Source organism: Bradyrhizobium sp. WSM2793 (assembly GCF_000379585.1).
Classification (GTDB): Bacteria; Pseudomonadota; Alphaproteobacteria; order Rhizobiales; family Xanthobacteraceae; genus Bradyrhizobium.
The window spans coordinates 1-24,030 of the sequence record NZ_KB902802.1 but is presented as its reverse complement, the minus strand read 5'-3'; the positions used below and the strand labels follow the sequence as shown (position 1 = coordinate 24,030).

Genomic DNA, 24,030 nt, shown 5'->3' with positions numbered 1-24,030 from the left:
AGGCGGTGACAGTTCGATGATGCCGGCCCCTGAAGGCCGCGGCGCGAGCGGGCTACGCGCGTGGCTGGTGCCGTTTGCGAAGGGACGGCCGGCGTGCCGCCGGGCTACGCCACCGGCTGATAGTGCGTGAGAGGCTCGACTGCCATATCCTCGCGGGCGACGGCCTGCATTCTCACATGGCTGCCGATGACGAGGCCCGTGAGCGAGAGCATGAGCCCGAGCGCGAGTGGCGCGAACAGGGCCTCTTCCTGGAACAATCCGTTGAGCAGCACCACCATGACGCCGAAGCCGGCGAGACCCTGCGTCAGATAGCCCGATGAGGCGTAGAGGCGCCATGCCCTAAGCGCCATCGCGAAATAGAAGGCCAGCAGCACGAAGGCGCCAACGCCCATCTGGTACAAGAGCACGCCGATCGCGCTCTCGACGGCGCCGTCGATCGTCCCGGCCGCCTGTGCGGCACTCCAGTCGATGGAGAAATAGCTCTCCGACAAATTGCCACCAATGCCGAGGCCCCGGCCGAAAGGTCTCTGCACGAATCCGTCCAAACCACCCATCAGTCCGATGACGTGATAGTCGCCGATCTGCAGCCCGAGGCGGATCGCCAGAACCGCGAAGGCGGCCATGCCGAAGAAGCCGAGCAACAACGTCACCACTGCGCCGATCAGACGGGTCGCGACCCAGGCCGCAACCACGAAGATCACCACGATGAGCGCGCCCTTCACGCTGCAAAAGATCAGCAGCGGCAATGCTGCGAGGGCCAGCAGCGGCCGTCCCACCGAGAACAGGAACAGGGCGAGAAACCCGACGCCGTAAGCGAAGCTGATCGGATGCATGTTCGGACCGTTGATGCGCAGCATCTTCGACAGGCCGAACCCTTCGAGCAGCGGTGTATTCAGGAAGTCGAAGCTGAAGCGGTCCTTGAGGTCGACGGGCACGTTGCCGGTGGCCCGCATCTGGGCTTCCCAGACACCCGAATGGGTCGCCTTGAGCTCGTCGAACCCCCAGAACGTATAGCTGTTGGTGATGGCCAGCCAGAGATCGCGGAAGACGAGCTCGACATAGCCGCACAGCAGAAGGATGACCGCGAGCATCACCAGGAACGGCGTGATGCGCACCTCATAGGTCGCGGCCGTCAGAAGCGAGAGCTGGAACAGGAACAGCGGCAGCACGATATTGCGCAGATAGACCGCCGCCGGCTGTCCGTCCTGGATGAAGCCGATCGCGAAATACAGCGACACCACGGCGAGGGTGACGACACCCCAGCGCATGATCTGGTTCACCTCGGCCGATTGATTCCTCTGGCCCAGCACGTAAAGGCCGAACGTCGCCAGCCACATCACGGAGCAGACGAGGAAATTGTAGCCCTTGATGAAGTCGAGATCGGACGGCAGCGGGACCAGCGGCGACAGGATCGAGACGAACAGGTTCTGGAAGAACAGGACGAAGATCGCGATGGCCGGCGCATAGGTCGGGACCGCCAGCACGATGGCGATGCCGATGAGGACCTCGACCACGATGGCCAGGGCCGGATAGGCCAAATGCAGGACCGGAGCAAAGCCGATCGCTGCCACGGCGATGCAGAGGGTCGGAACCAGCTCGCGCCAGGCCGGCGGCGATGGCTCGGCCGGCACGGTCTGAACCTGGGTCAAGTCCCCGGCACCCATCAATCGTCCTTTGGCAGCGCGCGTCGAGCACGATAGCGGGGCGATGTGTAAGGATTCCTTAACGATAGCGAACCCGTGCGATGTCAGCGCCGGTCGCGCCGAGGCACGCCGAGCAGCGCCCGCATCACGTCGGGATCGGGCTTGCCCGTGCTGCGATCGACGAGGCCAAAGCCTTGCGCCAGCTCCCAATGCGTCCAGCCCCAGCAATGCTCCCTGGCATAAGCGGTGACGTCCGCCAGCCAGCGCAACCGGCTTTGTCTGGGCGCGCCGGCTTTCAGCACGCCGAACTCGTTGACGATGATTGGCCGCTTGAACTGCTGCTGCCATGCGAGCGCCGGCGCGAGCCAGCGATCGGCGCCTGGCTTGTCCTTGGCGGCGGCAATTGCAGTGTCGAGCATGCCGAGCGCCTTGGTCGCGCCCCTCGCCTGCAGATCCTGGCGCAGCCCCTGCACTTTGGGATCGCCGGCGTTGATCGGATAAGGCAGATCGATGATGTCGTGCAGCGGATCCTGCGCATCCCAGTGGGCCTGATGGGTGAACACCATGGGATCATAGAAGTGGATGGCATAGACGATGTCGGGATCGTCCAGCGGACGAAACCGCGGCAGCGAGTCCGCGCGCTGCCAGTTGACGGGGCCGACAATGAGGGTCGTGGCGGGAAGCAATTTGCGGACGAAGCCGGCGAGCGTCTCGACCTGCCTCTGCCATGTGTCGGTGTCGATATCGGGCTCATTGAGCAGCTCGGCGAAGACGCGGTCGGCCGGATAGGAGCGAATGACTCCCGCGAGGCTGCCCCAGGCGTCCTGCATCTCACGCAGCGCCGCGTCGTGATCTTCCTTGTGCAGGCGATTGAAGCGCTCGCCGGGATGAAGATCGACGGAGATGGAATAGCCGAGCGCGGTGAGCTGCTTCAGCGCCTCCTCGAGCGCGCGCAGCGTCTCGTCGCGGTCGACCTTCGCGGCGAACCGGGGCATCACGCGCTCGGCCGGCACCGGCAGCCGGACGTGAGTCATTCCAGCGCGGCGCAGTTGCTGCAGCAGTTCGCGGCTCGGCACCTCGCCGTTGATCCAGCCATCGGCATTGAAGCCGCGCGACAGTGCGGCGAGCCTCGCCGGCGCCACGGTCTGCGGCACGGGCACGCAAGTGTCGGCGAAGGCCGGCGCTCCGAACGAGATCGACAGCAGCATCGCAGCAGTCAGCCAACGACGGCGCGCCGCTTTCATCGTCAAACCGCAAGGCCCAATGCGCCGCCCTCGGGGTGAGGCGCCGTCGAGCCCGCAGGCGCGTGATTGACGACCAAACCCGTCGGCACGCCCTCGTACCGCGACAGCGCGGCGGTCACCCGGCGCATCGCCGCCGAACCGAGCTCGCCGGCGCGCGTCACCAGGACGATCAGGTCCGCATGCGCCGCCAGCGCGATGGCGTCGGGCTGCAGGGCGAGATTGCCGGCATGGACGATGATCAGATCGAACTCCGAACGAATATCGTCCTCGGGCCTCGCATCGGCCTTTCGGCCGGCACTGAGGAGCTCGTCGATCGACTGAAGTCCTGCCGTGGTCGAGCCGTCGTTCCATTCGGTCACCGGCGGCTGGTGACCTGCGAATTCGCCCTGCAGCCGGATCAAGACGCTCATCATGCCCCGGTTCACGGCGGCGCGATTGAGCGAGCGCGCAACGGTGTTGCCGCCGGCGCTCTTGCCGACCGACAGCACGAGGGCGACCTTGCAACCGCGCACCGGCACGCGATCGATCCGCTCGAGCAGCGGCCGCAGATAGGCGCCGAGATCGAGCTCCACTGAGGCAGCGATCGGTCTTTGCCAGACGGTGTTGGTGTTGGTCCCGGCTCCGGACGAAAGATCGGGGATGCGGGCCCAGACAGGAAGGCGCGGCATCGCCTCGGGCCGGGGCGCGGCAGCGGCGGGCTGCTGGACTTGCGGCTGGAGCGGCTGCTGGACTTGCCCGCCTTGCGTATCCTGCGCCGCCGCGCGCACGGCAGCCTCGGCAGGCGCAGGCCCGCCCGACATGCTTGTCATCGCCGCAGTGGCGGCGGTCGATGTCAGCAGCGAGCCGATCGCCAGCGCCGCCAGCAGCAAAGCGAGCGGCGGACGGGTCGAGCGCAGCGGCGGAATGGCGGGCGAAGCGATCTTGGTCTGGGAGTTTTGCAGCTGACGCTGCTCGTTGGTCGTCTTGAACCGCGACAGGAACTGCTCGTAAATGTTCCTGTTGGCATCGGCGTCCCGTTGCAGCTCCTGCAGCTTCACCAGCGCCTGGCCGTCGACCAGCATCTGCGTCTCGACCGCCTTGAGCTGCTTCTCCAGCGCGTTCTGCTGCTCCAGCTGGGCCTCATATTCGGACTTCGCCGTGTCGATGTTCTTTTTCCGCTCGACCTCGATCTGCCGGTTGATATCGGCCAGCTGGCTGTAGGAGATCGCGAGGTCGGGATGGCGGTCGCCGTACACCGCCTTCTTCTGCGCAATCTGGTCGTTCAGGGTCGAGCGCTGCGCACGCAGCATGCTCAACAGGTCCTGCTTCACGGGACCTTCGACATTGGCCTTGAGATCGCGCTGCACCTGCTCGTAGCGCGCCTTGGCTTCCTCGGTGCGAAGACGAGCAGCGGAGACCTGCTGATTGAGATCGGTCACCCGCAATTGCTGCGTGGTCGAATCCTTGCCGGCATTGAGGATCTTGTGCTCGAGCCTGAAGGCGGCAACGGCGTCTTCCGATGCGCGCAGCCGCTCGTTCAACGTGTTCAGCCGGTTCTTGAGCCAGTCGGCCGCCTCGTCCGTGGCCTCGGTGCGGACGCGGCCCTGGCTGGCAACGAACGCCTCGGCGATGGCGTTGGCGTAGTAAGCGGCCCGCTCGGGGCGGTTCGAGGTGAAGGAAATCGCAATGACGTAGGTGAGCCCGCGCCGCGTGATCTCGAGGCGGTTGCGGAATTTCTCGAGCAGGCGCGTCATGTCGGTATGACCGCCCGCGATATCATCGTCATCGGCGATCTTGAGCTGCTCGATCAGGGGGCGGAGAAAGCCGTCCGATTTGGCGATCTCGATCTGGCTCTGAAGCGCCGCGGCGTCCTGGCCGATGCCCGGCAGCACCTCCTGATCCGAGGTCACGCGCAGCTCCCGGGGATCGAGCACGACCAGGGCGGTCGCGGCGTACCGGACCGGCAGAATCATCAGAACGACGACGCCGAGGGCGAACAGCGCCAGGGCCAGCGTCAGAATGCGCCGGCCGTTCTCGCGCAGGAAAGACAGCACTCCGGTGACGGTCAGCGATCCCTTGATCAGCGCCGGCGCGGCGCCGTCAGGTTTCATCCGCGCAGCCCGCGGCGCTTCCCACGAAGCCGCAGGCTCCGTCGGGGCGATGCTTCGCGGAGTTGCGCGGCTACCGAACGCCATGGGCTCGACTCGAAATCAACTGACAGTCACAGTTCAGAGGCTTTCGACACCGTAAATATCCATGGTTAACCGCCGGTTACGGCCGGCGCGCGAAGCCGGTCATGGCAAAACCTGAGAACAGGCCCGTTCAGGCGGAAAAGAACGGCTTGGATGGTCTGCGTCCCGGACCCGCCGCACTGGCGGCCAGCGGCGCCCTCGGCGTGGCCGGCCGCGCGCGCTCGACATCGCCAAGCAGGCAGGACCGCAAGGTTTCGATCTCCGGACAATCGGCGGTGCCGAGCGGGCCGATCAGGAAGCCGCTCTCCAGGGGCTCGCATTTGTAGCCGGGACAGCGTTGCACCCTGTCCGCGATCACGACGTCGACCTTGCCTTCGAGCAGCTCGTGCAGCCCTGCCGGCTGACTGATGCGAATGGCGAGCTGGGGCTGGGCCCGGCGGAACTGCGCCAGGCGCGCCCGCAACGCGTCGACGGCAAAACTGGCGTGGAGCCCGATATGCAGCAGGCTCGTGACGCCCTCGGGCTTGAGCTCGGCGGTGGCCTCGGCAAGGCAACGAAAGGCGTCACGGACCCGCGCCAGATAGGTTTCGCCGGCAGAGGTCAGAATGATCTGCCGTGTCCGTCGCTCGAACAGCTGCACCCCCAGCCGTTCCTCCAGCAGGCGGACTTGCTGGCTGACCGCACCGGCCGTGACGTGCAGCTCGTGAGCGGCCTGCTTGAAGCTGAGATGGCGGGCGGCGGCCTCGAAGGCGCGCAGGGCATTGAGTGGCGGCAGCAGATACGTCATGGCCGGCTCCGGGCGATGCGGGAAGGCCGGGAGGATGCATGAGTTTCGCTCGCTCGACAAAAGAGAAATCCTGCTTTGTCGCCGCTGACGGCGAGCGATACCCCAGGGCCGATCTCCATGCAGCCCCAGGAAACCCGCCGCAGTGCCCGACATGCCGTCGATCGAAAATTCGTATTCCTGGATTCGCCTCACCGCCTCCATCGCCCTCAGCGCATTGGGCTGCGTTGGCATGTGGTCGCTGATCGTGGCATTGCCGGCGTTGCAGGCCGATTTCAATGCGCCTCGCGCGGAGGCGACCCTGCCCTACACGCTCGCCATCATCGGCTTCATGATCGGTGGCATCATCGTCGGCCGCTTGGCGGATCGCTTCGGCATCCTGCCGCCACTGGCCGGCGGCACAATCCTGATGAGCCTCGGCTATGTCCTGACCGCCTTTGCCCCTAACCTGTCCGTGTTCGCGACGATCTCAGGCGTCACGATCGGGCTCGGCGGCGCGGCGAGCTTCGCGCCCCTGGTGGCCGACGCATCGCTGTGGTTCGACAGGCACCGGGGCCTTGCGATTTCCCTGGCCACGGCCGGCGGCTCTCTTGCCGGCGTGATCTGGCCACCCATCGTCCAGCATGCCATCGCCGCGCATGGTTGGCGGCAGACCCATATCGGCATCGGCCTGTTCTGCCTCGCAACGATGCTGCCGCTTTGTCTCGTTCTGCGGCGGCGACCGGTATTCCACAAGGTTGCGCACCAAGCGGCGAGCTGCGGCAACACGATGCAGGCCATCGGCCTGTCTCCGGGCGTCACCCAGGGCCTGCTGGCCCTGGCCGGCATGTGCTGCTGCGTTGCCATGTCGATGCCGCAGGTCCATTTGGTCGCCTATTGCGGCGACCTCGGCTACGGCTCCGCGCGCGGCGCCGAAATGCTGGCGGTGATGCTCGGCTTTGGTGTGGCGAGCCGTCTGATCTTCGGCTGGGTGTTGAACCTCATCGGCGGCCTGCCGACCTTGCTGCTGGGCTCGGCGATGCAGGCCATGGCACTCGCGCTCTATCTGCCGTTCAACGGGCTGGTCTCGCTCTACGTCGTGTCCGCCATTTTCGGCCTGGCGCAGGGCGGCATCGTGCCGAGTTATGCGGTGATCATCCGTGAGCTGTTCCCGGCAAGGGAGGCCGGCTTTCGCGTCAGCCTCGCCATCTCGGTCACGCTCGCCGGCATGGCGCTGGGGGCCTGGATGGCCGGCGCGATCTACGACTGGACCGGCTCCTACGCTTCGGCGCTGGTCAATGGCATCGCCTGGAATATCGTGAACATGGCGATCACAGCCTGGCTGCTGCAGCGCCAGCGTCGATGTGCCGTCGGCGCCTTCGCCGCGGCCTAGCTGATGTTCAGCAGGATCCGCCCCGATGTGCCGCTGCGCATCAAATCCAGTGCGTCGTTGACGTCGTCGAGCGCGAACTCGTGGGTCACGATCCCGCGGTAGCTCACCTTGCCGGCGTCGCTCAGGCGAACGAGACGCGGGATATCGCGCGCCGGCTGGCATTGCCCGCCTTCCGAGCCCTTCAGCACCTTCTCGAAGTGCAGCGGCAGCGTATAGATCTCGGCCTTCTCGCGGGGAACGCCGACGAGGATGCAACGGCCTTTCTTCGCCGTGATCTCGTAGGCGAGCTCGATCAGATTCTTGACGCCGGTGGTCTCGACGACCTTGTCGGGTCCCTCAGTGCCGGTGATGGAGCGAACCTCGGCAGCGACATCCTTGACCGCTTCGGAGTTGATGGTGTGGGTGGCGCCGAAATCCTTCGCCATCGCCAGCTTGTTGTCGAGGCGGTCGATCGCAATGACAGGATAGGCGCCGACCATCGCAGCGAATTGCACGATGTTCAACCCGACGCCGCCGACGCCGAACACGACGACGGCCTCGCCGATGGCGATCTGCGCATCGTTGTTGACGACGCCGAGCGCGGTCGTCACCGCGCAGCCGAGCAGCGGCGCGCTGGTGCGGTCGATCGAGGCGGGAACGGGCGTGACACGATTCTCCGACACCACGGCATATTCATTGAAGGTGGTGACCCAGCCCGCATTGAGGCGCTTGCCGCGCCAGGAATAGGCCGGCGTGTTGGCCTGGATGCCCTTGCCGGGCCGCCAATGCATGACGACGGTGTCGCCCTGCTTGCAGGAGACGACGCCGGGTCCGGTTTCGATGATCGTTGCCAGCGCTTCGTGCCCCAGAAGATGCGGCAGGAACTTGTCGACACCTTTGACGGCGTCGATCTCGTTGATCTGCGCGCCGCAGATGCTCGACGTGTGCACATGCGCGAGCACCTGGCCGTGTTCGAGCCTATCGGGCAAGGTGAACTCGTCGACGATCAGCGGCTTGCCGGATTCGACGAGAATGGCCGCCTTGGCAGTCTTGATATCCATGAGGCGCGCCCGATCACTCGAAATAGATGAATTCGTAATCGCCGGTGTAACCGAGCTTGCCGTAGAGCCAGATCCATTCTGACGTGTGCAGGATGGACTCCGCCGTCAGCGCCCAGCATTCGAGATTGTGCAACTCGGCGACGTTCCGGTAGCCCTCGACCATGACGTATTTGTTCTTGCCGACCCGCTCGACCTCCTTGAGCGCCGCTTCGAGCTCATAGAGCCGGAGATTGTGCAGCGTGCCGAGCGAGATGACGAGATCGAAACTGTCGTCGCCATAGGGATAGATGTCCTGGGCACGGTAATTGAAGAGGTACGGCTTCACCTGCTCGTGCGCGTTGTCGAGGCCGTGCTTGGAAATATCGAAGCCGACGACCTTCAGGCCCGGCAGGATCTTCTGCATCTCATACAGCAGGAAGCCCTTGCCGCAGCCGACGTCGAGCACGCTGGAGCCGTCCTTCAGGCCATAGGTCTCGATCAGCGCCTTGGCGACCGGCGCCCAGCGCCCCTCGATGAAGCGATAGCCGCCATAGCCGAAGCGACGGTCGCCATCCCAATAGTCGGCCTCGTATTCCCGCGCTTTCAGCGAGCAGCCGATCTTGTCGTCGTTCATGCGCCCCATGTAGTCGCGCTTGGTCGCCGTATGCAGCGGCGTCACGATATTCAGTAGTCGTCCCATTGAGCCCTCAGATTCCAGCACGCGCTGCGATTGTCGCGACCGGCTGGGAAGCCCTGAGTCGCAACTTGCGAGTCGTTCTAGCATTGGTCGTCGGGATCATCATTGCTTCAGATCAATGATGGGGAATTCCGAGACGGGACCGTCAGCAGCCGGCACAGGTTCCGCCGCCGGCAGCGACAGGGAGGCGCATGGAACGGGGCTGCGAAGCACGGCGTTTCGCCCGGAAGGAGTCCACCATGCCGACCAAGCCGACCATCGCTCGCATCTGGCGCGGTCGCACCCGCCGCGATCTCGCCGATGCCTACCAAGCCTATCTGCAGTCCGAGGGCATTCCGCCGCTGCTCAAGACCGCGCTCGGTGTGCAGCAATTGCGCGAGGACCGCGACGAGGAGACGTGGTTCACGACCATTTCCTATTGGGCGGACATCAAGGCCATGACGGCCTTCACCAAGGGCGAGCCGACCAAGGTCCATCATCTCGCGCGCGACGCGGAATTCCTGATCGAGCTACCGGAGCGCATCGAGATCCACCGCATCCTGATCGACGAGCAGGGGCTGCGGTGAAAGGCCAGTGTCAAAACTGAAGCTCATATCACCGTCGAATTATGGCCGTTGCAGCGATTCGATCGCTCGCGACTGTGCGGTTTAGCCGCAATGTTGCTGGCGAAATGAATCACTATAGTCAGAATGTCATGGCATATGTCGTCGACATAGATGCGCGCACCGCGCGCTTCGGTCTTCACGCCGGCCGCCTCCAAGCAGGCGGTTAGCCGGACGGTGCTTGCACCGTCCGGGCTCTTTTCCAGCTTTCGTGACCTCGCCCTGAGAGGTCGTCTTGAAGCAGAAGGAGTGTGCCGTGCTGCCTCTTCCAAGAATCGCGCTCACCGCATCGGACTATCCGCGACTCGAACAGCTTGCCCGCCTTGCCGCCCAAAAAGGCGATTTGGACGGGATATTTCTCATCAGTGAGATCAACCGCGCTGACATCGTACCGAACGATTGGGACGATCTCCGTTCGCGGGTGACCGTTGGATCGTGGGTCACCTATTGCACGAATTGGGGCGTTCCGCGTCGCGTCGTGCAATTGGTCTGGCCCGAGGAGTGTGGGTCGGATCCCGCCCGCATTTCGGTTCTGACACCTTTGGGGGCAGCCTTGATCGGCCTGCAGGTCGGCGACCAAATGCCATACATCCTCGCCGGCTGCCTGAACGTCGTCAGGGTTCAGAACGTGACCCAATCAAGCCCCAACGTCGTCCCGCTCTTCCGGGCTCATCGGCGCAAGCCGATCGATGACGATCCCGGACCAACGGCAGCATAGGAGACATCAAATGCACAACTTCGAAACCGAGATTCGGCGAGACCAGCCGGCGTTGCCGCCGATCAAGATCACTGAAGACGAATCGCGGCGTCTCAGCTCGCTGGCGAATTCGACCATGGATCTATTCCCTCGTGTCGCCCAGTTTCTGGCGCGCGAACTGGAGCGCGCGTCGGTCGCCGCAGAGAACGATTTGCGCGGCGTGGTCAGGATGGGCTCCAAAGTAACCTATCGCGATGACGGGACAGGTGCGAGCCGGGAGATCGTGCTGGTCTATCCGCACGAGGCGAACATCGAACTCAACCGGGTCTCGATCCTGACGCCCGTTGGAGCGGCCCTGATTGGCCTCTCGGTGGGACAGCGGATCGAGTTCGAGACGCCGGACAAGCGCACCAGGGGGCTGACCGTTCTCGCCGTCTCCGAATGAGGGCTGTCATCCGACCGAGCAGAACACTCTGGTGAGGACAGATAGAAGCGGAGCGTGCTTGCGCAATGCTTCGCAATGCGCAGGCGCCCTCCTGCTGTCCTATTGCACCTCGATGTTGGCGTCCTTGACCAACTTGCGCCAGCGTTCCTCCTCCTGCCCGACATAGCGATCGAGCTGTTCCGGAGCGCCGCCGACCATGATGAGGCCTTCGTTGGCCTCCAGCTTCTTGAAAGCGCCGGACTGAACCGCCTTTGCGATTGCCTGATTGAGACGCGCAATCACCGGAGCGGGCGTCTTGGCCGGAGCGTACAATCCGTACCAGGATTCGGCGGCATAGCCGGGCACCCCGGCCTCGGCGACAGCAGGCAATTGCGGAAATGCCGCCGAACGTTCGGCGGACGTGACAGCCAGCGCCCGGAGCTGGCCTGCAGCCACCAGCGAGGCCGCGCTTGCCACGGTGGTGAACATCACGTCGATCTGGCCGCCCAAGAGATCGCTGATCGCGGGCGCCGCACCCTTGTAGGGCACCGCCGTCATCTTGACGTTGGCCATCGCATTGAACAGCTCGCCGGCGAGATGGGCCGAGGTGCCGGTGCCGAATGTTCCGAAATTGAGCTTGCCGGGATTGGCCTTGGCTTCTGCGATCAAATCGGAGATCGAGTTGATCTTGGAGGCCGGGTTGACGACGACGATATTGAAGGATCGCGCGATCAGCGAGACCGCCGCGAAATCCTTGTGCGGATCGAACGGCAGCTTTTTGTACAGGCTCGGATTGACCGCGTGCGCGAAGGTCGCCATCAGGAGCGAATAGCCGTCGGGCTCGCTGGTCGCCACCGTCTGGGTCCCGATGATGGTCCCGGCGCCCGGCTTGTTCTCGATGATGACGGACTTGCCGAGATCCGTCTGGATCTCCTGCGCCGTCGTTCGCGCCATGATGTCGGTCCCGCCGCCGGCTGCGAAGGGCACCACGATCTTGATGATCTTGTCGGGATATTCGGCGCGCGCCGGCGTCAGTCCGAGCCCCGAGACGACAGCACAGGCGAGAATGGCAAGACCTCGCCAGCGCCGCACGGCGAGATCTTTCCTGCGCGCGCCGTCGTGATTGATGATTCCGCCACTGGCCATCTGGAGCTCCATCCGATTTTGTTCAGACATTGAGAACAACCAATCCGTCTGCCGCCTTCACGCCCCGGCCCGCCGGCAGCACGAAGACCGGATTGATTTCGGCCTCGACGAGGCGATCACCGAGCTGCGCAACCATGCGCGAGAAAGCGACGACCGCTTCTGTGAGCGCTTCGACATCGCATTTCGGCCGGCCCCGAAAGCCGTCCAGCAACGGCCAGGTGACGAGATCACGCACCATCGCAAGGGCCTCGGCCTGGCCAAGGCTGCCGTCCGGTGGCAGCAGGCGCATCGTCGTGTCCTTGAACAGTTCGGCCGTGACGCCGCCCATTCCGAGGAGGATGGCCGTTCCCAGAGGATCGCGATGCATTCCGAGAATGATCTCGACGCCATCGGAAACCATCTCCTGAACCAGGAATTGGTCGGGCCGCGTCCCGACCCTGGCCTCGACCTCGTCTGCCATCGCCGTCAGGCGGCCACTGATCGTCTCGGCAGTCAGGTTGACCGCGACGCCACCGACATCGCTCTTGTGCGCGATCTCGCGAGAGAGAATTTTGAGCACGACCCGGCCGCCGAAGTCTCGTGCGGCCTGTTCCGCTTCGCTCGCCGTTGCGACCATTTTCTCTGCCACGACCGGAACACCAAAGCGGGCGAACAACGCCTTGGCTTGAGCCTCATCCAGCGATCCTGCCGGGAAGTCGCCGATGTCGACCGTCGTCTCGATCGCACCGGAGGTCTGGACCTGCTCCGGCATTGCGGCCCGCAAGAGCCCGTTGAGCGCAGCCGTGCAGCTTTCGGCGGACGTGTAGGCCGGGACGCCTCGGCGGGTGAGGACGGAAACCACCTCGGGCGCGTAGGGGCTCACATAGGCAATGACGGGCTTGTCGCTCAGCGGCAGGCAGTCGTGGATCGCATCGGCCATCAGGCTCGGCGATCCCACGGCCGACGAGCCGGCAATGACGACCAGCGCATCGTAAGAGGGACTTGCGAGCAGAATGCGGATGGCGGCGCGCAGCAGATCCGGCTGCAAGCCGGCGAGGGTCACATCGATCGGGTTGCGATCGAGATTGGCTTGCGGTCCCGACTGCAGCGCGCGCAATTGCGCGGCCGTCTCAGCATCGGGTGCGGGTGTCACAAAGCCGGCGACGCCGAGACTGTCTGATACGATCGTGCCGGCGCCGCCGGTCGAGGTGAGAATCGCAACACGCCGGCCGGACAGCTTCCGTCCCGCACCAAGGGCTGCGGGAATATCGAGCAGGTCTTCGAACGTTTTGGCGCGGATCACGCCGAGTTGCCTGAACAAGGCGTCATACATGCGATCGGAGCCGGCCAGCGCGCCGGTGTGCGAGACCGCCGCCTGTGCGCCCGCTTCCGATCGACCGATCTTGAAGGCGACGATTGGTTTGCCGGCGCGGCGCGCTTTCAAAACCGACTCGCGAAAGCGAGCCGGATTGCGGATCGCCTCGACATAGAGCGCGATGACCTTGGTTGCGCTGTCGTCGGCGAGAAAATCGATGAAATCGGCGAGGTCGAGATCGGCCTCGTTGCTGGTCGACACCAGCTTCGACAGACCGACCCCGCGCGCCGCGGCGCGCGACAGCAAGGCGCCGAGAATGCCCCCGCTTTGCGAGATCAATCCGATGGATCCCGCCGGGAAGTCATCCATCGCCAGCGCGCCCGACGCCGACAGCACGATATTGTCGGTGAGATTGACGAGGCCGATCGTGTTCGGCCCGAGGATCCGCATGGAGCCGGCGGCTTGCATGAGCTGCTTCTGCCGCTCGGCGCCTTCCGCCCCTGTTTCAGTGAAGCCACTCGCAAGGACGATCGCCGCGGCGGCGCCCCGCTCGGACAATTCGCGCACCGCGACGTGCGCGCGCTCGGCATCGAGCAGGACAAGGCCGACGTCAGGCACATCGGGCAGCGAGGCGATGTCGGGGTAGCAAGTCAGACCGCCGATGCTCGCGACCTTCGGATTGACGGGATAGATCGCGCCCGCAAAGCCATGCTTCCGGAGATAGGACACCGGCCGCCCCGACGTCTTGCTCGGGTCCGCTGAAGCGCCGATGATGGCGACGCTGCGGGGCCGGATCAGGCGTTCGATCGCATCCATGGCTCAATCCTTCGACGCGGATTGCGCAAGGAACGCGGTCACCGCGTCGCGATGCTCCGCGCTGGTGTAGCAGATGGCCTGCGCCTGGCTGCCGAGACTGAAGATGTCGTGGGCGGAATGCTCGAACGTCTCGTTCAGGATCTTCTTGCCCAGCGCCAGCGCGGTGGGAGAGCCTTGAGCCAGTTCGGCCGCCCAGGCCTGCGCGGCCGGCAGGAGCTCGCTCGAGGCCACCTTGCGATCGACGATGCCGAGCGCGAGCGCTTCGTCGGCCTCGACGACGCGTCCGGTGAAGATCAGCTCCTTGGCCTTGGGAAGCCCCACCCGGCGCGGCAGGAAATACAGGCCGCCGCCGTCGGGGATCAAACCGCGCTTGATGTAGGACCAGGTGAATTTCGATCGCTCCGTTGCCATGACCAAGTCGCAGGCGAGCGCAGTGTCCGCGCCGAGACCCGCCGCGGCGCCGTTGACGGCGGCGATCGTCGGTTTCGGCAGCCCGAGCAGCAACGACTGCACGTGATGCACGCCCTGCTGACGGCTCCATCCGTTGAATGCGACTTCGCCCTGCGGCGCCTCGAGCCGGCGCTTCATTCCGCTGATGTCGCCGCCGGCGCAGAACGCACTGCCGCGCCCCGTCAGCACCAGAGCCTTGATCGCTTTGTCCCGAGCCACGGTTTCGAGCGCAGCAACGAACTCGGCGCGCATGTCGTCGCTCATGGCGTTGCGCCGGTCCGGCCGGTTGAATGCAATCGTCGCGACACCCGCCGCGACTGAAAATTCGATGAGCTGATAGGACATGGCAAGCTCCTTGGTTCGAGTCGGATCGATCACCGCGACGCATTGCGGATGTCGAATGCCGATTTCGGCGGTGCCGTTTCCTCGTTGAGCCCCGGCACGGCCGGGCGTTCTTCTTCCCGGTGCTGATAGCGGCTTGCGCCCGCCGGAACCTCCCCCTAATTCCACTTAGTGGAAACACTGGACGGAGGCTGGATGTGGCGCAGGCGCGCAGATATGCGGGCGGGGTGGACGGCAACCGCTCGCTCGAACGGGGCATCGAGATCCTCCGGTCATTCCGGCCCGGCGTCGACACGCTTGGCAATGGCGAGATTGCGGAGCGAACAGGACTGCCGCGATCGACGGTCAGCCGGCTGACGCGAACGCTGGTCAATTCCGGGATGCTCGACGAAGTCCGCGCGATGCGGACCTACCGGCTTGCCGCGTCCGTCATCAGCATCGGTCACGCGATGCGGACGGGATCACCGGTGCTCAACGCGATCGGACCGATGATGCGGGCCGAATCGGCCAAGCGCCGGCTCAACGTGGGCCTCGCGACGGCGGATCGAGCCATGATGGTTTACCTGGAGTCGATCCGCTACAGCCCCCGGGCGGCACTGCGGAACGTCGTCGCGGGTCAGCAGGTCCCGATGGAGTTGACGTCGCTGGGCCGCGCGTACCTCGCCGGCATCGCAGAGACCGAGCGCGAGCGATTGCTGAAGCAGTTCAAGCGGCGCAGCGCTGCGGCCACCAACGCGTTGCTTGCGGACGTCAGGACATCGATACGCGCGGTCGAACGCAACGGTTATTGCGCAGTGTCGTGGCAACCCGGCGTTCTCGCCGTTGCCACACCCATCGTGCTGGCCGGACTTCCGGTCTACGCCCTCAACATGAGCCTTCAGAATGTCGAGCGGTCCGATGCGCTGGCCAGCGAACTCGGCGCGTACCTCAACGCGTTTGCGGCAAAGTGCAAGGAGGTGCTGGGTTGAGGAGATCACACGCCCATGGCATAATATGCCATAGGTTGCCTGGCTTTGAGCAACAGGGAAATGCCGATGCCCACCCGAAACGTCGTGCTGACTGAGCGTCAGGAAGAGCTCCTTGAGACCCTCGTCAAGTCTGGCCGCTACCAGAATGCCAGTGAGGTGCTGCGCGACGGGTTGCGGCTCGTGGAGCAACGCGAGGCGGAGGATGCAGGCAAGCTGAAAGCCCTGCGGGCCGCGGCGCGCGCCGGTGTCGGGGCATTGGACCAGGGAAACTTCAAGGAATTCGGAAGTATCGAGGACCTGCAAACCTATTTGAACGATCTCTCGGAGAAGATCATCTCCCGAACCGCCGAATAGAGCCGTCATGGCCGGGCGGAGATGGCGCGTTCGTCTCGGCGCAGCCGCAGAGGTCGATTTCGCCAACATCCTCAGGTGGACCACAGAGAATTTTGGCGCGCGACAATCTCGAAGCTATCGCGACACCCTTGTTCAGGCGATGGGCGAGCTTGCCGACGGTCCCAATGTTGCGGGCTCCAGGCCGCGGGACGAGATCATGGCAGACCTTCGCACGCTTCACGTGGCGCGGCACGGCCGTCGCGGAAGCCATTTCCTGATGTATCGGGCCGCAGCGGACAGCACGATCGAAATCGTGTGCATCCTTCACGACAGAATGGACTTTCGGCGCCACGTTCCACCCGCCAGCGACGAAGGCACAGAGTAGGCTCGCGGCATTTCAGAGAGCGCTCTCAAGGCCTCTGGATACGCCAGCATGCTCTGGCGTGGAATTGCGCCGCTACAATTTCCCATAGACCCGCCCGGCGACCGCCTTCAGGCGCTCGACCGAGCCGGATTCCGGATGCGGCTTGACCGGGGCAAACACGATCGAAGCCTGCCTGCCGTTCTTCCAGACATAGATGGTGACGGCGTTGCCGTTGCCCTTGGTGCAGGAATGCTCACCGAACGCTTCACCACCGAGCTCTTGTATCGCCACGTGCTTGCAGGGACCTGCGCGCTTCATCATGCCGATGGCGGTGTCGCGCGAGGTCGCGATCACCGCGACTGTCATGGTGTTGGCCTCGCGATCGAACATCATGCAGCTGCCCGCGCCGGTGCGCTGGACCGTCAGCGTGCTCTTGTCGAGAAAGCCGTCGGCATCCGCGTCCGTGAGCCACTCGCAATTGCCGAACCGCTCGCTGCTCTTGCTCACGCTGGCGATGGCCACGCGCGCGGCTTCGGTGACCGGCCCGAGCAGCGCGTCGTCGGCACGCCGGCCGACCGGATAGACGGTGATCTGCAGAATGTAATCGCCGGACAAGGCGACGACCGAGGCTTCCTGGCGCTCTGCGCCGGCCGCGCTCGTTCCGCCCTGGCCTTCGTCGCCGATCCCCGCGACTGCGTTAAGCGGCATGCGCTCGCCAAGCGTCTTGACGAAGGTCGCGTACAATTCCCTGGCGCGGTCCTTGTCCGGGTTGCGGAACACGGAGAGCATCATCGTGTCGCCGCGCCCGGCCTGGTAGATGCAGCCACGGCCGTCCTGATTTGAAATCAGCGACCATTTGAGCGCCGGCATCGCGGCGGCGAGATCCTTGGCGCTGATGAACGGGCAGGTTTCGGCCGCGCGCGCGGGAAGCGCGGGGACGGCTGCGATTGCAAGGAACAGAACGAGGCAGGAGAACAGGCGATCGATGGTACGCATGGGACGTACTTACTATCGAAAGGGCGCGTCCGGAACAATTCGAACGTCCGCCCCTCAGATCCGTCGTTTGATGCTCTATCCAGCCGAGCCAAGGACGGCCCGCGCCGGATCAGCGCAGGGCCATCGCTACTGCCCGTTATATTCGGCCCAGCAGTCCGCCGTTTCATAGACACGGACCGCCGACAGCTGTCGAAGGCTCGGCTTCAACCGGTCCCAGATCCAGATCGCGATATTCTCGGCGGTCGGGTTCTCGAGGCCTTTGACCTCGTTCAGGCAGTGGTGATCCAGCGCGCCCAGGATGTCGGCGAAGCTTTTTTCGATGTCGAAGAAATCCGCAACGAAGCCGGTATGCGGGTCGACCGGCCCGTCCAACTGGACCTCGACCCGATAGGAATGACCATGCAGCCGGCGGCATCGATGGGTCTCGGGCACGTTCGGCAGCCGATGCGCCGCCTCGAACTTGAACGCCTGCGATATCTTCATTCCGCTCCTCACACGGCGTCACCATCCGGTCTCGGGCCCGTCTGGCGACCAGATGCTGCTAGGTCCTGACCTTTCGGCGAAGAATGGCGCGCCCGGAACGATTCGAACGTCCGACCCTCAGATTCGTAGTCTGATGCTCTATCCAGCTGAGCTACGGGCGCGTTTTTCGCAAACAGCGCGGGCTTGGCCCGCAGGCAGCCCCCGGCAAAGCCGGAGGGGGTGCGAAAGAGCGCTCTGACTAACCGCTCTTGCCCCGATTGGCAAGGTCCGGGATGGGGAGATTTTGCAGGGAAATGACGGTTTGGATGTCATTCCGGGGCGATGCGCAGCGTCGAACCCGGAATCTCGCGCCAAAGCTCTTGGATTCCGGGTTCTCGCTACGCGAGCCCCGGAATGACGGGAGATTATGGGCCTCTGGCCGACTACGCCCTCTGCCGCTCGTTGCGGATGGAGAGGAGCTCGACGGGGCGGTCGGGAATGACGATGCGGAAAGTGGCGCCGATGGTGCCATCGACCAGGTGGATATCGCCGCCATGGGCGCGGACCAGCTCGGCGGCGATGGCGAGGCCAAGGCCGCTTCCGCCGGGGCGGCCGGAGGTCTGGAACGCCTCGAACAGGTGCTCCCGGGTCTTCGGGGGGACACCGGGGCCGGTGTCGGAAACCTCGAGAATTGCGACCGCGCCCTCGCGTTTTCCCGTGATCCGGATCTGCTGCACCCCGCCCTCGCCGGAGGCGTGACTTTCCAGCGCCTGGGCGGCATTGCGGACGAGGTTGAGCAGCACCCGGAACAGCTGATCGGGATCGGCATCGACCGCAAGCCCGCGATCGATCGCGGCGACCCAGGCGATCGAGGCGTCGGAGGCGAGGCCCGCGGTCTCGCGCACCTCCAGCACGACAGGCTCAATCAGGATCATGCGCCGGTCCGGTGCGGCCTCCTGGGCGCGGCCGTAGGACAGCGTCGACTGGCAGAAGGCGATGGCGCGCTCGAGCGAGCGCACCAGCTTTGGCGCGAAGCGCTGCACCCGCGGGTCCGGCACGCTGGCGAGCTGGTCCGACAGCAGCTGGGCCGAGGCCAGCAGATTGCGCAGATCGTGGTTGATCTTGGATACGGCGAGGCCAAGCGCGGCGAGCCGGCTCTTCTGATGCAGCATCGACATCAGATCGCGCTGCATGTCCGACAATTCGCGCTCGGCGACCCCGATCTCGTCGCTGCGCTGGCTCGGCACAATGATCCCCGCTGAGCTTTCGGGGTTCTCGTGGAAGCCGACCAGGCTCGCGGTCAGCCGCCGCATCGGGCGCACGAAGAGATAATGAAGCGCGAGATAGACGAGGCCCGCGGTCAGCGCCGCGATGATCAGCGCGACCACCACGACGTTGCGGGAGAACCGGTACATCTGCTGCCGCAGCGGCAGCTCGTCGGTGACGATCTCGATGAACTGAGCATTGCCGACGCCGGGCCCGACGATGCGGATGGCCTGATTGCCGGTCTCCAGCATCATCCGGAACGAGCCGGTGATCGCCTCCCATGCCGTCATGTCGCGCAGGTCGATGTCATGCTCGATGGCGGCCGGAATGTTGTCGCTGGCGAGCAGCCGGCGCTGCTGGCCCATCTTGATGGCGACGGCGCGGGCATTGATGCTCTTCAGGATCTGCCGCGACAGCGAATCAGGAACCATGCCGAGCGGAGCCGCATCGAGCACCAGCGCGGCGGTGTTGGCGGCGGCGACGCGGTCGTTCAGCCGATTGACCCAGAAGTTGGCGATGGCGGGCACATAGAGCAGGCTGGCCGCGATCATCACCAGGGGAACGGTGAGCAACAACAGCTTGCCTGACAGCCCGAGGCCGCGCGTCCCACGGGGGCGCATCGCCGGCTGGTCCGGCTGATCCTGATCCTGGATCGGCTGGAGGTCTGTCGCTGCCACGAAAGTCGCCCTCGCTGCCTTTGGCCGGTAAAGGATTGGCGGTATGAAGATGCGACCCGACCCCGGTCCGGTCAAATTACGGATCGCTAATCTGCCGAGGTGGGATGTAAGCGCTGATATCGCGAGTCGCCACCTCAAGGGTTAAAAACCCCGCACAAACAGCGATATTCACCGGAATCGTGCGCTTGTGCGGCGTTGACGAAAAGAAGGCACTCCCTTATAAGCCGCGCAAATTGTCCGCGATGACCCGGTGCGACACCGGGAGCGGCTCTCTTGGGGCCGGAAACGGCTCGTTTTGGGCCGCATCTTCCGGACTTTACCATCAATTCTACAGGCAAATTGCCCGGTCAGCGGAGAAAAACCCGTGAAGCGGACTTATCAACCCAGCAAACTGGTGCGCAAGCGCCGTCACGGCTTCCGTGCTCGTCTCGCCACTGCCGGCGGCCGCAAGGTTCTCGCCGCCCGCCGCGCCCGCGGCCGCAAGCGTCTGAGCGCCTGAGCCGGACCCCCTTTTCCGGGATTTCATCATGGATCGGCTGAGGCAGCGGGCGGATTTCCTCGCCGTTGCCAATGGCGCGCGGGTGAACAGTCCCGCGTTCGTCCTGCAAAGCCGCCCCCGCGATGACGGCGGCCCGATCCGGATTGGCTTCACCGTTACCAAAAAGAACGGCAACGCCCCCGCGCGCAATCGTATCCGGCGCCGGCTTCGCGAATTAGTGAAGCGGCTCGATCCGGTGTCGATGCAGCCCCATCATGATTATGTCCTGGTCGGACGAAGCGGCGCGCTCTCGCGCGACTTCGCCACCATGCTCGACGATCTGCGCATGGCGTTCACGAAGCCGGCGCGGCATACGGCCAAGGGACCTGCGAAGGGACGCAGCCCGAGGACTGACCGTACCGGGCCCCGCCCCGCTCCTGCTGCCAGCCGCAAACCGGATTGATGACGAGACCCAGAGATGACCGACAATCGCAATACCATCCTCGCCGTCATTCTGTCGGGCCTCGTCCTGATCGCCTGGCAATATTTCTACAATGTTCCGCAGATGGAGAAGCAGCGCGCCCAGCAGCAGACGCAGGCCGAGCTCCAGAAGACCACGCCGCAGCCGTCGGCCTCCGCGACGCCGGGCGCGGCGCCGCAGCAGCCGGGCAACGCCGCTCAGCCGGCAACGCCGGGCGCGAACCAGCAGGCCCAGCCCGTGGTGGCGCGCGAGGCCGCGATCGCAGCCAGCCCGCGCGTGAAGATCGACACGCCGCGGATTGCCGGCAGCATCGCGCTGAAGGGCGGCCGCATCGACGACATCGCGCTGGTGCAATTCCGCGAAACGGTCGATCCGAAATCGCCGCCGATCATCCTCTATTCGCCCTCGGGCACCGCGGAGCCCTATTACGCCGAATTCGGCTGGGTGGCGGCGACAGGCGTGACGGCGAAGATGCCTGATGCCCAGACCGTCTGGCAGCAGGACGGCAGCGGCAGCCTGACGCCGACGACGCCGGTGGTGCTGAAATGGGAGAATGGCGATGGCCTCACCTTCCGCCGCACCATCGCAGTCGACGACCATTATCTCTTCACCATCAAGGACGAGGTGAGCAATGTCGGCAATGCGCCGGTTACGCTCTATCCGTTCGCGCTGATCTCGCGCCACGGTGCGCCGCAGGTCTCCGGCTACTACATCCTGCATGAAGGCCTGATCGGCTATCTCGGCGACCAGGGCCTGCAGGAATATGCCTACAAGAAGATCGACGAAAGCAAGAAGGTGGACTTCAAGGTCACCAACGGCTGGCTCGGCATCACTGACAAGTACTGGGCCTCGGCGCTGCTGCCCGATACCAATGCCCAGTTGCAGGCGCGCTTCTCGTCGAACCCATCCGGCAACGTCCACACCTACCAGACCGACTACCTGCTCGACCCCGTCACCGTCGCGATCGGCGGCACTGCGACCGCGAACGCGCGGCTGTTCGCCGGCGCCAAGGAAGCCGGCGTGGTCGGCGTGTTCCCGTTCGCCGGCCTCGGCGGCTACAACAAGGAGCTGGGGCTGAACCATTTCGATCTCTTGATCGACTGGGGCTGGTTCTACTTCATCACCAAGCCGATGTTCCTCGGCCTCGACTTCTTCTACCGCTTCTTCGGCAATTTCGGCATCTCGATCCTGCTCGTGACCGTGATCGTGAAGCTGCTGTTCTTCCCGCTGGCGAACAAGTCCTACGCCTCGATGGCGAAGATGAAGTCGGTTCAGCCGCAGCTTCAGGCGCTCAAGGAGCGCTACCCCGACGACAAGGTGAAGCAGCAGCAGGAGATGATGGAGATCTACCGCAAGGAGAAGATCAATCCGGTCGCCGGCTGTCTTCCCGTGCTGATCCAGATCCCCGTGTTCTTCTCGCTCTACAAGGTGCTGTTCGTCACCATCGAGATGCGGCACGCGCCGTTCTACGGCTGGATCAAGGACCTCTCGGCGCCGGATCCGACCAACCTCTTCAACCTGTTCGGGCTGATCCCGTTCGATCCGACCACGATCCCGGTGTTCGGCCATTACCTCGCGCTCGGCATCTGGCCGATCATCATGGGCATCACGATGTGGTTCCAGATGAAGCTGAACCCGACGCCGCCGGATCCGACGCAGCAGATCATCTTCAACTGGATGCCGCTGATCTTCACCTTCATGCTGGCGGGCTTCCCGGCGGGCCTCGTGATCTACTGGGCCTGGAACAACCTGCTCTCGGTGATCCAGCAGAGCTACATCATGCGCCGCAACGGGGTGAAGGTGGAGCTGTTCGACAATCTCAAGGCGACGTTCGCGAAGAAGGCGACGTAAGTCTCACACTCTGTCATTCCGGGATGGTGCGAAGCACCAGACCCGGAATCTCGAGATTCTCAAGTGCGCAATAGCGCACCAGAGCTCGATGCTTCGCATCGCCCCGGAATGACAGGAAGCAAAGAGCTTCGCATGACCGACGACAAAGATGCGAAGCTGATCGAGGCCGGACGGAAGCTGTTCGCACGCGACTGGCAGTTCATCTGGGCCTCGCCCTCGATCCAGACGCTGCCGCCGATGGCGGGGCTGGAAGTCGCCTTTGCCGGGCGCTCCAATGTCGGCAAGTCGAGCCTGATCAACGCGCTGACGGGGCGCAACGCGCTGGCGCGCACCTCGCATACGCCGGGACGCACCCAGGAGCTGATCTTCTTCGAGGTGCCCGGCAAGACCGACCTGCGCCTGGTCGACATGCCCGGCTACGGCTATGCCAAAGCGCCCAAGAGCCAGGTCGCGTCCTGGACCGAGCTGATCCACAAATTCCTGCTGGGACGCGCATCGCTTGCGCGCGTCTACGTGCTGATCGACGCGCGGCATGGCCTCAAGGAGGTCGACCTCGAGGTCCTCAAGACGCTCGACCGCTCGGCGGTCAGCTACCAGATCGTGCTGACCAAGGCCGACCAGGTGAAGGCCTCCGAGCTGCAATCGCGCATCGCCGAGACCGAGGCGGCGCTGGCCAAGCATCCGGCCGCGTTCCCGAACGTGCTCGCGACCTCGTCACGCAGCTCGACCGGCATGGAGAGCTTGCGCGCCGCGATGGCCAAGCTGCTGGAAGAGCGGGCCTCGTGATGGTGGCGCAGCGCCTGCTGATCGGGCTTGCCGGCTTGATGGGCGCCGCCGGCGTCGCGCTGGCAGCCGCCTCGGCGCATGGCGGCGATGCGAGCCGGCTGGCCTCGGCCAGCGCGATGCTGCTGTTTCATGCAACTGCCATACTTGCAGCTGTCGCCCTGCTCGCGCGCGGCCTTCTGCACGGCGGAATTGGCCTGATCGGCGCATTCGGCTTCGTGATCGGCGCCATGCTGTTCGCGGGCGACCTCACCTTGCGGCAATTTGCCGGACACTCGCTGTTTCCGATGGCGGCGCCGACGGGCGGGACGGTGATGATTTTGGGCTGGCTGGCGGTGAGTGCGGCGGCGGTGGTGAGGAACTGACGTTCTTTCTTACCCTCCCCTGGAGGGCAGGGGAATCGCATATGGGTTTTGTCTAGCTATTGCATTGGAAGGCAAGACGGATTCTGAAGACGACTCCCGGAAGACGGAGGGGGTCGGATGCAGAAGTTCAGAAAGGCCTTTCGGCGGTTGCCGGACCCGCGCGCGGACAATGCCCGGCATGATCTGCTGGAAGTACTGTTCATCGCGTTGGCGGCGACGTTGTGCGGGGCGGATTCGTGCTCGGACATGGCGGACTTCGGACAGTCGAAGGAGGAGTTGTTGCGGCTCTTCCTTCGCCTGGAACA

General features: G+C 64.6%; 25 protein-coding genes and 1 tRNA gene. 13 read left to right on the top strand and 13 right to left on the bottom strand.

Annotation, left to right across the window (positions count from 1 at the left end; translation table 11 throughout):
* Positions 1-104 precede the first annotated feature (104 nt).
* From A3AS_RS0129955 to A3AS_RS49920, 4 genes are all read right to left on the bottom strand, one after another.
* A complete protein-coding gene (locus A3AS_RS0129955) occupies positions 105-1,649 on the bottom strand; it encodes a hypothetical protein (protein WP_245283316.1) in 1,545 nt (514 codons plus the stop codon).
* A gap of 98 nt (positions 1,650-1,747) precedes the next feature.
* The gene (locus A3AS_RS0129950; protein ID WP_018321183.1) at positions 1,748-2,887 is read right to left on the bottom strand and encodes a glycoside hydrolase family 5 protein; all 1,140 of its coding nucleotides are present in this window, start codon (positions 2,885-2,887) and stop codon (positions 1,748-1,750) included.
* A gap of 2 nt (positions 2,888-2,889) precedes the next feature.
* Positions 2,890-5,061 carry an exopolysaccharide transport family protein gene (locus A3AS_RS0129945; RefSeq protein ID WP_018321182.1) on the bottom strand — a complete coding sequence of 724 codons (2,172 nt, stop codon included), beginning with the start codon at positions 5,059-5,061 and terminating at the stop codon, positions 2,890-2,892.
* Between the two features lie 127 nt (positions 5,062-5,188).
* On the bottom strand, positions 5,189-5,845 hold the full coding sequence (locus tag A3AS_RS49920) for a LysR family transcriptional regulator (protein WP_018321181.1): 657 nt from the start codon (positions 5,843-5,845) through the stop codon (positions 5,189-5,191).
* A gap of 151 nt (positions 5,846-5,996) precedes the next feature.
* On the opposite strand from A3AS_RS49920, the gene A3AS_RS0129935 reads away from it, so the two are divergent.
* On the top strand, positions 5,997-7,214 hold the full coding sequence (locus A3AS_RS0129935; protein WP_049815032.1) for an MFS transporter: 1,218 nt from the start codon (positions 5,997-5,999) through the stop codon (positions 7,212-7,214).
* Here A3AS_RS0129935 and A3AS_RS0129930 read toward each other — a convergent pair.
* Entirely contained in the window at positions 7,211-8,254 is a 1,044-nt protein-coding gene (locus tag A3AS_RS0129930) for a zinc-binding dehydrogenase (protein ID WP_018321179.1), read from the bottom strand. The two genes, A3AS_RS0129935 and A3AS_RS0129930, sit on opposite strands and share 4 nt — an antisense overlap.
* 13 nt (positions 8,255-8,267) lie before the next feature.
* The gene (locus A3AS_RS0129925; RefSeq protein WP_026202501.1) at positions 8,268-8,933 is read right to left on the bottom strand and encodes a class I SAM-dependent methyltransferase; all 666 of its coding nucleotides are present in this window, start codon (positions 8,931-8,933) and stop codon (positions 8,268-8,270) included.
* Positions 8,934-9,169: 236 nt separating this feature from the next.
* Here A3AS_RS0129925 and A3AS_RS0129920 point away from each other — a divergent pair, with 236 nt between their 5' ends.
* The 3 genes from A3AS_RS0129920 (at position 9,170) to rnk (ending at position 10,674) form a co-directional block, all read left to right on the top strand.
* A complete protein-coding gene (locus A3AS_RS0129920; RefSeq protein WP_018321177.1) occupies positions 9,170-9,496 on the top strand; it encodes a hypothetical protein in 327 nt (108 codons plus the stop codon).
* 271 nt (positions 9,497-9,767) lie between these two features.
* Positions 9,768-10,250: a GreA/GreB family elongation factor gene (locus A3AS_RS0129915; RefSeq protein ID WP_018321176.1), complete on the top strand. Its 483-nt coding sequence runs from the start codon at positions 9,768-9,770 to the stop codon at positions 10,248-10,250.
* 10 nt (positions 10,251-10,260) lie between these two features.
* The gene (rnk, locus tag A3AS_RS0129910) at positions 10,261-10,674 is read left to right on the top strand and encodes a nucleoside diphosphate kinase regulator (protein ID WP_018321175.1); all 414 of its coding nucleotides are present in this window, start codon (positions 10,261-10,263) and stop codon (positions 10,672-10,674) included.
* 99 nt (positions 10,675-10,773) lie between these two features.
* On the opposite strand, the gene A3AS_RS0129905 is transcribed toward rnk, so the two are convergent.
* The 3 genes from A3AS_RS0129905 to A3AS_RS0129895 are packed head-to-tail and all read right to left on the bottom strand — an operon-like array spanning position 10,774 to position 14,704.
* A complete protein-coding gene (locus A3AS_RS0129905; protein ID WP_049815031.1) occupies positions 10,774-11,799 on the bottom strand; it encodes a tripartite tricarboxylate transporter substrate binding protein in 1,026 nt (341 codons plus the stop codon).
* A 22-nt stretch (positions 11,800-11,821) separates the two neighbouring features.
* Positions 11,822-13,909 (bottom strand): acetate--CoA ligase family protein, encoded by a 2,088-nt coding sequence (locus A3AS_RS0129900; protein WP_018321173.1) that lies wholly within the window; start codon positions 13,907-13,909, stop codon positions 11,822-11,824.
* A 3-nt stretch (positions 13,910-13,912) separates the two neighbouring features.
* Complete coding sequence (locus A3AS_RS0129895) at positions 13,913-14,704, bottom strand: enoyl-CoA hydratase/isomerase family protein (RefSeq protein ID WP_026202499.1); 792 nt, start codon at positions 14,702-14,704, stop codon at positions 13,913-13,915.
* A 194-nt stretch (positions 14,705-14,898) separates the two neighbouring features.
* On the opposite strand from A3AS_RS0129895, the gene A3AS_RS0129890 reads away from it, so the two are divergent.
* The 3 genes from A3AS_RS0129890 to A3AS_RS0129880 all read left to right on the top strand — a co-directional run bounded on the left by A3AS_RS0129890 (position 14,899) and on the right by A3AS_RS0129880 (position 16,387).
* Positions 14,899-15,669 (top strand): IclR family transcriptional regulator, encoded by a 771-nt coding sequence (locus A3AS_RS0129890; RefSeq protein WP_018321171.1) that lies wholly within the window; start codon positions 14,899-14,901, stop codon positions 15,667-15,669.
* A gap of 66 nt (positions 15,670-15,735) precedes the next feature.
* Complete coding sequence (locus A3AS_RS0129885) at positions 15,736-16,023, top strand: type II toxin-antitoxin system ParD family antitoxin (protein ID WP_026202498.1); 288 nt, start codon at positions 15,736-15,738, stop codon at positions 16,021-16,023.
* A 7-nt stretch (positions 16,024-16,030) separates the two neighbouring features.
* Positions 16,031-16,387 carry a type II toxin-antitoxin system RelE/ParE family toxin gene (locus tag A3AS_RS0129880; protein ID WP_018321169.1) on the top strand — a complete coding sequence of 119 codons (357 nt, stop codon included), beginning with the start codon at positions 16,031-16,033 and terminating at the stop codon, positions 16,385-16,387.
* A 72-nt stretch (positions 16,388-16,459) separates the two neighbouring features.
* Here the strand turns inward: A3AS_RS0129880 and A3AS_RS0129875 are convergent, their stop codons facing one another.
* The 4 genes from A3AS_RS0129875 to A3AS_RS0129855 all read right to left on the bottom strand — a co-directional run bounded on the left by A3AS_RS0129875 (position 16,460) and on the right by A3AS_RS0129855 (position 19,767).
* The gene (locus A3AS_RS0129875) at positions 16,460-17,362 is read right to left on the bottom strand and encodes a hypothetical protein (RefSeq protein ID WP_018321168.1); all 903 of its coding nucleotides are present in this window, start codon (positions 17,360-17,362) and stop codon (positions 16,460-16,462) included.
* Positions 17,363-17,488: 126 nt separating this feature from the next.
* Positions 17,489-17,845, bottom strand: coding sequence for a 6-carboxytetrahydropterin synthase QueD (gene queD, locus A3AS_RS0129865; RefSeq protein WP_018321167.1), 357 nt, complete (start codon positions 17,843-17,845; stop codon positions 17,489-17,491).
* 84 nt (positions 17,846-17,929) lie between these two features.
* A tRNA-Arg gene (locus A3AS_RS0129860) sits at positions 17,930-18,006 on the bottom strand.
* A 261-nt stretch (positions 18,007-18,267) separates the two neighbouring features.
* Positions 18,268-19,767: a HAMP domain-containing sensor histidine kinase gene (locus tag A3AS_RS0129855; RefSeq protein WP_018321166.1), complete on the bottom strand. Its 1,500-nt coding sequence runs from the start codon at positions 19,765-19,767 to the stop codon at positions 18,268-18,270.
* Between the two features lie 364 nt (positions 19,768-20,131).
* On the opposite strand from A3AS_RS0129855, the gene rpmH reads away from it, so the two are divergent.
* From rpmH to A3AS_RS0129825, 6 genes are all read left to right on the top strand, one after another.
* Positions 20,132-20,266: a 50S ribosomal protein L34 gene (rpmH, locus tag A3AS_RS45760; protein ID WP_008542748.1), complete on the top strand. Its 135-nt coding sequence runs from the start codon at positions 20,132-20,134 to the stop codon at positions 20,264-20,266.
* Between the two features lie 28 nt (positions 20,267-20,294).
* Complete coding sequence (rnpA, locus tag A3AS_RS0129845; protein WP_018321165.1) at positions 20,295-20,708, top strand: ribonuclease P protein component; 414 nt, start codon at positions 20,295-20,297, stop codon at positions 20,706-20,708.
* Between the two features lie 15 nt (positions 20,709-20,723).
* The gene (yidC, locus tag A3AS_RS0129840; RefSeq protein ID WP_018321164.1) at positions 20,724-22,577 is read left to right on the top strand and encodes a membrane protein insertase YidC; all 1,854 of its coding nucleotides are present in this window, start codon (positions 20,724-20,726) and stop codon (positions 22,575-22,577) included.
* A gap of 132 nt (positions 22,578-22,709) precedes the next feature.
* Positions 22,710-23,363, top strand: coding sequence for a ribosome biogenesis GTP-binding protein YihA/YsxC (gene yihA, locus A3AS_RS0129835; RefSeq protein ID WP_018321163.1), 654 nt, complete (start codon positions 22,710-22,712; stop codon positions 23,361-23,363).
* Positions 23,363-23,725, top strand: a complete 363-nt coding sequence (locus A3AS_RS0129830) for a DUF423 domain-containing protein (protein ID WP_018321162.1) — start codon at positions 23,363-23,365, stop codon at positions 23,723-23,725. The genes yihA and A3AS_RS0129830 overlap by 1 nt, the downstream gene beginning before the upstream one ends.
* A gap of 117 nt (positions 23,726-23,842) precedes the next feature.
* Positions 23,843-24,030 (top strand): transposase family protein (locus tag A3AS_RS0129825; RefSeq protein ID WP_018321161.1); only part of this gene is annotated, 188 nt, incomplete at its 3' end.

What these genes read in the sequence shown, in the direction of transcription:
- A3AS_RS0129950 (WP_018321183.1), bottom strand. Translation starts at nt 2,887, where the DNA reads ATGAAAGCGGCGCGCCGTCGTTGGCTGACTGCTGCGATGCTGCTGTCG.
- rnpA (WP_018321165.1), top strand. Translation starts at nt 20,295, where the DNA reads ATGGATCGGCTGAGGCAGCGGGCGGATTTCCTCGCCGTTGCCAATGGC.
- A3AS_RS0129900 (WP_018321173.1), bottom strand. Translation starts at nt 13,909, where the DNA reads ATGGATGCGATCGAACGCCTGATCCGGCCCCGCAGCGTCGCCATCATC.
- A3AS_RS0129875 (WP_018321168.1), bottom strand. Translation starts at nt 17,362, where the DNA reads ATGCGTACCATCGATCGCCTGTTCTCCTGCCTCGTTCTGTTCCTTGCA.
- A3AS_RS0129945 (WP_018321182.1), bottom strand. Translation starts at nt 5,061, where the DNA reads ATGGCGTTCGGTAGCCGCGCAACTCCGCGAAGCATCGCCCCGACGGAG.
- yihA (WP_018321163.1), top strand. Translation starts at nt 22,710, where the DNA reads ATGACCGACGACAAAGATGCGAAGCTGATCGAGGCCGGACGGAAGCTG.
- yidC (WP_018321164.1), top strand. Translation starts at nt 20,724, where the DNA reads ATGACCGACAATCGCAATACCATCCTCGCCGTCATTCTGTCGGGCCTC.
- A3AS_RS0129905 (WP_049815031.1), bottom strand. Translation starts at nt 11,799, where the DNA reads ATGGCCAGTGGCGGAATCATCAATCACGACGGCGCGCGCAGGAAAGAT.
- A3AS_RS49920 (WP_018321181.1), bottom strand. Translation starts at nt 5,845, where the DNA reads ATGACGTATCTGCTGCCGCCACTCAATGCCCTGCGCGCCTTCGAGGCC.
- queD (WP_018321167.1), bottom strand. Translation starts at nt 17,845, where the DNA reads ATGAAGATATCGCAGGCGTTCAAGTTCGAGGCGGCGCATCGGCTGCCG.
- A3AS_RS0129895 (WP_026202499.1), bottom strand. Translation starts at nt 14,704, where the DNA reads ATGTCCTATCAGCTCATCGAATTTTCAGTCGCGGCGGGTGTCGCGACG.
- A3AS_RS0129880 (WP_018321169.1), top strand. Translation starts at nt 16,031, where the DNA reads ATGGCCGGGCGGAGATGGCGCGTTCGTCTCGGCGCAGCCGCAGAGGTC.
- A3AS_RS0129885 (WP_026202498.1), top strand. Translation starts at nt 15,736, where the DNA reads ATGCCCACCCGAAACGTCGTGCTGACTGAGCGTCAGGAAGAGCTCCTT.
- A3AS_RS0129935 (WP_049815032.1), top strand. Translation starts at nt 5,997, where the DNA reads ATGCCGTCGATCGAAAATTCGTATTCCTGGATTCGCCTCACCGCCTCC.
- rnk (WP_018321175.1), top strand. Translation starts at nt 10,261, where the DNA reads ATGCACAACTTCGAAACCGAGATTCGGCGAGACCAGCCGGCGTTGCCG.
- A3AS_RS0129830 (WP_018321162.1), top strand. Translation starts at nt 23,363, where the DNA reads ATGGTGGCGCAGCGCCTGCTGATCGGGCTTGCCGGCTTGATGGGCGCC.
- A3AS_RS0129930 (WP_018321179.1), bottom strand. Translation starts at nt 8,254, where the DNA reads ATGGATATCAAGACTGCCAAGGCGGCCATTCTCGTCGAATCCGGCAAG.
- A3AS_RS0129920 (WP_018321177.1), top strand. Translation starts at nt 9,170, where the DNA reads ATGCCGACCAAGCCGACCATCGCTCGCATCTGGCGCGGTCGCACCCGC.
- A3AS_RS0129925 (WP_026202501.1), bottom strand. Translation starts at nt 8,933, where the DNA reads ATGGGACGACTACTGAATATCGTGACGCCGCTGCATACGGCGACCAAG.